Here is a 5,975-nt window from a genome sequence, read left to right on the forward strand (position 1 = left end):
TCGGTCCGGTCCACAGGGGGCGCGCGGCGATCGGTGCGACCGCGGCGAGGGTCTCGTGCGCGGGAGCACCTGCCCGGGGCGCGCCCGTGCTCCAGCCCGTCAGCCACCGCATCGCGCCTCCACCGGACGAGGACCTGCACTCGCGCGGCGCGCACGCGCTTCCCGGCGTGCCGCTTCCGGCGTGTCCCGCTTCCGGCGCGCCGTCAGGAGACATCGTGCCATCACCGGGCGCCGCCGGGGCCGGTGTTGTCGGTTCCGCTTCTGTTTCGGTGCGGGTCCGGCGACGGATCGGCCCCGGATCGGGCGCGGATCGACGGCGGGCGCGGGAACGGCTCGGCGAGGCCCGTACACCGGTTCGGCCACTGGTTCGGCGATCGGTTCGGCGATCGGTTCGGCGACCGGCCCGGCGGAGCCGGGATCGAGCGGGCCGGGCCTCCCCCTCCCCGGCCCGGACCGCCCGGGGTGCACCTTTTTGACATGGGCATCGCGAGATGGCCGAAAGGCGTCGTCCAGCCCGGGAGGGCATCCGCATGCCCTCCCGGACTCCGCCGCCGCCCGCGGGGATTGAGGCGGCGGCATCCCCCGGCCCGCCGGGTCCTCGACGGCGGGCCGACCCACGACCACCAGCGAATCGCCGAGCCGCCGGTCGGGCCAGGGGGCACGGCCGGGCGCACGTGAACACGGGACCGGAGCACGGGACTCCGGCACCGGGCGCGGCCGTTCGGCTCCGAGTGGTCCGGACCAACCCCCTCGCCGGCCCCGCGCGACACCGCCGGGTGCGCGATCCCGCCATCCGGAATGCGGCCTCTTAACCGTCGGAACGCGTCCGACTACTCTAGGTGCAGCAGCTACGGCTCGGTGCCGCCCGGGCCCCGCGCACAAGGCCGCAGGAGGTGCCGCCGCCACCATGACCGTCAGCCCACGAGGACCGAACGAACGGCTCGGCACGCTCCTGGCCCTCGCTCAGATCAGCAACGCCGGACTGGCCCGCCGGGTCAACGACCTCGGCGCCCAGCGCGGGTTGACGCTGCGCTACGACAAGACCTCGGTGGCCCGCTGGGTCAGCAAGGGCATGGTCCCGCAGGGGCCCGTCCCGCACCTGATCGCCACCGCGATCGGCGGCAAGCTCGGCCGGCCCGTCCCCCTGGAGGAGATCGGCCTGGGCGACACCGACCCGGCGCCCGAACTCGGCCTGGCCTTCCCGCGCGACGTCGCCGACGCGGTGCGCTCGGCCACCGACCTGTTCCGGGTCGACCTCGAACTGCGCCGCGGCCCCGGCGGCGGGCGCTGGAGCGACAGCCTGGCCGGCACCTTCTCGGTCGCCGCGTACGCGACTCCCGTGTCCCGCTGGCTGATCGCCCCGGCGGACGGCTCGGTGGCCCGCGAGGTGCCGCGCTCCCCCAGCGAGGCCTCCTCCTACCGGGTCGGCCACTCGGACGCCGCCAAACTCCGCGAGGCCGCCCAGGAGGCGCGCCGCTGGGACTCCAAGTACGGCGGCGGGGACTGGCGTTCGTCGATGGTGCCGGAGTGCCTGCGGGTGGAGGCGGCGCCGCTGCTGCTCGCCTCGTACAGCGACGCCGTCGGCCGGGCGCTGTTCGGCGCGACCGCCGAACTGACCAGGCTGGCCGGGTGGATGGCCTTCGACACCGGGCAGCACGAGGCCGCGCAGCGCTACTACATCCAGGCCCTGCGGCTCGCCCGGGCCGCCGCCGACGTGCCGCTCGGCGGGTACGTGCTCGCCTCCATGAGCCTCCAGGCCGGCTACCGGGGCTTCGCCGAGGAGGCCGTCGACCTCGCGCAGGCCGCGCTGGAGCGCAACCGGGGCCTGGCCACCGCCCGGACCATGAGCTTCTTCCACCTGGTGGAGGCCCGGGCCCAGGCCAAGGCCCGCAATGCGGCGGCGTGTGCGACGGCGCTCGGCGCGGCGGAGAGCGCGCTCGAACGGGCGCGCGCCGGGGATCCCGATCCGGCGTGGATCGACTTCTACGCCTACGACCGGCTCGCCGCGGACGCCGCCGAGTGCTTCCGCGACCTCGGAGTGCCCTCCAAGGTCCGGCAGTTCACCCGCGAGGCGCTGGCCCAGCCCACCGAGGGCTTCGTCCGCTCGCACGGCCTGCGGCTGGTGGTCTCGGCGATGGCCGAGGCCGAGGCGGGCAACCTGGACGCCGCGGTCGCCGCCGGCGAACGCGCCGTCGAGGTGGCCGGCCGGATCTCCTCGCAGCGCAGTCGGGAGTACGTGGTGGAGATGCTGCGCCGCCTGGAGCCGTTCCAGGGCGAGCGCAGAGTAAGGGAGTTGACGGAACGGGCGCGCGCGGTGATCGTCGCGCCGGCGTGAGCGGCGCGGACCCGACGATAAATCGGATGCACCCGCGGGAGGGGCCTGGCTAAGGTCTCTCCCGTCCAGGTGCGCAGGCAGAGGTTACTTCCACTGTCAATGGGCAGGTCGCGGGTTCGAGTCCCGTCACCGGCTCCGGGCCGGTGTAGCTCAGTCGGTAGAGCAGCTATGTCACCTCAGCCGTCCTCGAACTCTGGACACCCACACGTGAATAGGTTTCCGCACCTCCCGGTGCGACGGCAGCGGTTACTTCGGTCGAGTGCCCCCGGCGGGGCGCGTTGAAGCTGAGTTCCATCGACCGCGGCCACCTTTGATCTCGGGAGGCAGTGCGCTTCGGAGTGCCCGGTGCGCAGGCGGGGGTTACTTCGGATCTTGCGGTTCCGGGTTCGAGTCCCGGGCGGCCGTGCGCGAGCGCGGTCGCTAGCTCAATCGGGTAGAGCACAAGGCATACACCTCCGCCGAGGCCGGCCGTTCGACGACGGCCGGCGCGATCTCGGGCACCCCTCACCGCCGCACGCCTCCCTCCCGTCCACACCGCCAGTCGGCCGAGGGAGGCTGCAGCATGTCCAGGTTCAACATCCGCAGGGCCAAGGCGAGTCCGAGCTCGCCGGTGGCCACGACCGGCCGGAGCGGCCGCACCCACCAGGGCGGCACCGGCTACGCCCGGGACCGCAAGTCTGAGCTGTTCCTGCTGTCCGTGGCCAACATGGTCGGCCAGGACACCTACTACGAGCGCGGCGGCGACCGCGACGACCGCTACACCGCGCTGGTGCGCGAACTCGCCGTCGCCGAGCCGGAGTGGACCCTCGGGCTGCTGCGCTGGCTGCGGTACGACGCTCAGCTGCGCACCGCCGCACTGGTCGGCGCCGCCGAGTTCACCCGGGCCCGGCTGGACGCGGGCGCCCACGGCCACTCCCGGCAGGCCGTCGACGCGGTGCTGCGGCGCGCCGACGAGCCCGGCGAGCTGCTCGCGTACTGGACCTCGCGCTACGGCCGGGCGCTGCCCAAGCCGCTCAAGCGCGGCGTCGCGGACGCGGTGCGGCGGCTGTACGACGCCCGTTCGCTGCTCAAGTACGACACCGCGACCAAGGGCTACCGCTTCGGCGACGTCCTGGAGTTGACCCACCCCTCGCCGGATCCGACCAAGCCCTGGCAGGGCGCGCTGTTCGCGTACGCGCTGGACCGCCGGCACCGCCCGGAGGAGGCCGTCCCGCCCGCGGCCGACCGGCTGCTGACGGCCAACCGCGAGCTGCTCGCGCTGCCGGTCGAGGAGCGCCGGACGGCCGTGACCGCGCGGGGCGGCGCCGAGCGGCTGGCCGCCGCCGGGCTGACCTGGGAGGCGCTGGCCGGCTGGCTCCAGGGGCCGTTGGACGCGGCGGCGTGGGAGGCGGTCATCCCGTCCATGGGCCCGATGGCGCTGGTGCGGAACCTGCGCAACTTCGACCGGGCCGGGGTATCGGACGCGGTCGCGGCCGAGGTGGCCCGGCGGATCTCCGACCCGGGCGAGGTACGGCGCTCGCGCCAGTTCCCGTTCCGCTACCTGGCCGCGCACCGGAACGTGCCCTCGCTGCGCTGGGGGCACGCGCTGGAGACGGCACTCGGCCACTCGCTCGCCAACGTGCCCGAGCTGCCCGGCCGGACGCTGGTCCTGGTGGACCGCTCCGGCTCGATGTTCGACCGGCCCAGCGCGCAGACACAGCTCAACCGGGCGGACTCTGCCGCGATCTTCGGCACCGCGCTGAAGGTCCGGGCCGCCGAGGCGGACCTGGTCGAGTTCGGCACCGACAGCCGGGTGATCGAGGTCGGCCGAGGGGAGGCGGTGCTGCGCGTGCTGGAACGTTTCTCCAGCCTCGGCGGCACCAACACCGCCGCAGCCGTCCGCGCCCACTACCGGGGCCACGACCGGGTGGTCATCGTCACCGACGAGCAGACCGGTTTCGGCTACCGGGGCAGCGACCCCCTCGCCGCCGTCCCGGCCGACGTCCCCGTCTACACCTGGAACCTGGCCGGCTACGCCCCCGGCCACGGCCCCAGCGGCGGCGCCGGCCGGCACACCTTCGGCGGCCTGAGCGACGCGGCCTTCCGGCTGATCCCGCTGCTGGAAGCGGGGACGGACGCTGGCTGGCCCTGGGAGGTGTAGCGGGAGACGGTGCTGCGCGGGGATCCGGGGGGAGCCCGCGCACCACGCTGCGGTCGGACCGGGGGCCGACCGCAGCACCCGGGCGGAGCCATCGGGGGAGGCTCCGCCCACCCCGGCGTGCCGGGACGCGCACGGGCAGGGACCACGCATCCCCGCGACGGAGCCTTCACGGGCCGACCGCCGCGCGGGGAACCGGCACACGCGGTCTCGACCCGTGCCCGACACCGTGCCAACATCGGCAGCGGCAGCGGGGCCGGGCGGCGTGAGGAGCGGGCGGTGGCGGACGAGGTCGAGGTGGCGGTGGTCGGCGGCGGGATCGTCGGGCTGGCCACGGCGTACGCGCTGACCCGGTCGCGCCCGGGGCTGCGGGTCGCGGTGCTGGAGAAGGAGAGCGGCTTCGCCGCGCACCAGACCGGCCGCAACAGCGGGGTGATCCACAGCGGCGTCTACTACCGACCCGGCTCGTACAAGGCCCGGTTCGCCGTCGCGGGCGCCGCCGAGCTGGTGGCGTTCTGCCGCGAGCAGGGCGTCCCGTACGAGGTCACCGGCAAGCTGATCGTGGCCACCGACCCCGCCGAACTGCCCCGGCTGGCGACGCTGGCCGAGCGCGGGCGGGCGAACGGCATCCCGGTCACCGAGCTGGACCGGGCCGGGATCGCCTGGTACGAGCCGGAGGTGAGCGGTCTGGCCGGGCTGCACGTCGCCACCACCGGCATCTGCGACTTCCCGGCCGTGGCGACGGCGTACGCCCGGCTGGCCCGGGAGGCGGGCGCCGAGCTGCGGCCCGGCGTCGGGGTGCGGACGGTGGCGCGGCGCCGGGACGGGGTGACGGTCGGCACCACCGCCGGCGAGCTGCGCTGCCGGGTGCTGGTGAACTGCGCCGGGCTGCACAGCGACCGGATCGCCCGGCTGGCCGGGGACGACCCCGGGGTGCGGATCGTTCCGTTCCGCGGCGAGTACTACGAACTGGCCGAGCACCGGCGGGACTTGGTGCGCGGGCTGGTCTACCCGGTGCCCGACCCGGCCTTCCCCTTCCTCGGCGTGCACCTCACCCGGGGCATCCACGGCGACGTCCACGTCGGCCCGAACGCGGTGCCCGCGGCGGCCCGCGAGGGCTACCGCTGGCGCACCGTGCGCCCGTACGACCTGGCCGACACCCTCGCCTTCCCCGGCACCTGGCGGATCCTCCGGCGGCACTGGCGGTACGAACTGGGCGAGCTGCACCGCTCGCTGTCCAAACGGGCGTTCACCACCGCCGTCCAACGCCTGCTGCCCGCCGTGACCGCCGACGACCTGGTGCCGGCCACCGCCGGAGTGCGCGCCCAGGCGGTGGCCCGGGACGGCTCGCTGCTGGACGACTTCGCCTTCGCCGGCTTCGACCCCGAGGACCCGCGCTCCCCGCGCCGTACGGTGCACGTGCTGAACGCCCCCTCCCCCGCCGCGACCGCCTCGCTGCCGATCGGCCGCGAGGTGGCCCGCCGGGCGCTGGCCGCGCTGGAG

3 protein-coding genes are annotated in these 5,975 nt (G+C 75.2%); all 3 read left to right on the top strand.

Annotated elements, in window-relative coordinates; all coding sequences use genetic code 11:
• The first annotated feature begins 907 nt into the window (after nt 1-907).
• Complete coding sequence (locus J0670_RS27285) at nt 908-2,335, top strand: MFS transporter (protein WP_207814354.1); 1,428 nt, start codon at nt 908-910, stop codon at nt 2,333-2,335.
• 562 nt (nt 2,336-2,897) lie between these two features.
• The gene (locus J0670_RS27290) at nt 2,898-4,475 is read left to right on the top strand and encodes a TROVE domain-containing protein (protein ID WP_207814355.1); all 1,578 of its coding nucleotides are present in this window, start codon (nt 2,898-2,900) and stop codon (nt 4,473-4,475) included.
• Between the two features lie 276 nt (nt 4,476-4,751).
• Nucleotides 4,752-5,975, top strand: a 1,224-nt coding sequence (lhgO, locus tag J0670_RS27295) for an L-2-hydroxyglutarate oxidase (protein ID WP_207814356.1), incomplete at its 3' end; no start/stop codon positions are given.

The sequence above is a fragment of the Streptomyces sp. FH025 genome, from assembly GCF_017427025.1.
Taxonomy (GTDB): domain Bacteria; phylum Actinomycetota; class Actinomycetes; order Streptomycetales; family Streptomycetaceae; genus Kitasatospora.

What these genes read in the sequence shown, in the direction of transcription:
- J0670_RS27285 (WP_207814354.1), top strand. Translation starts at nt 908, where the DNA reads ATGACCGTCAGCCCACGAGGACCGAACGAACGGCTCGGCACGCTCCTG.
- J0670_RS27290 (WP_207814355.1), top strand. Translation starts at nt 2,898, where the DNA reads ATGTCCAGGTTCAACATCCGCAGGGCCAAGGCGAGTCCGAGCTCGCCG.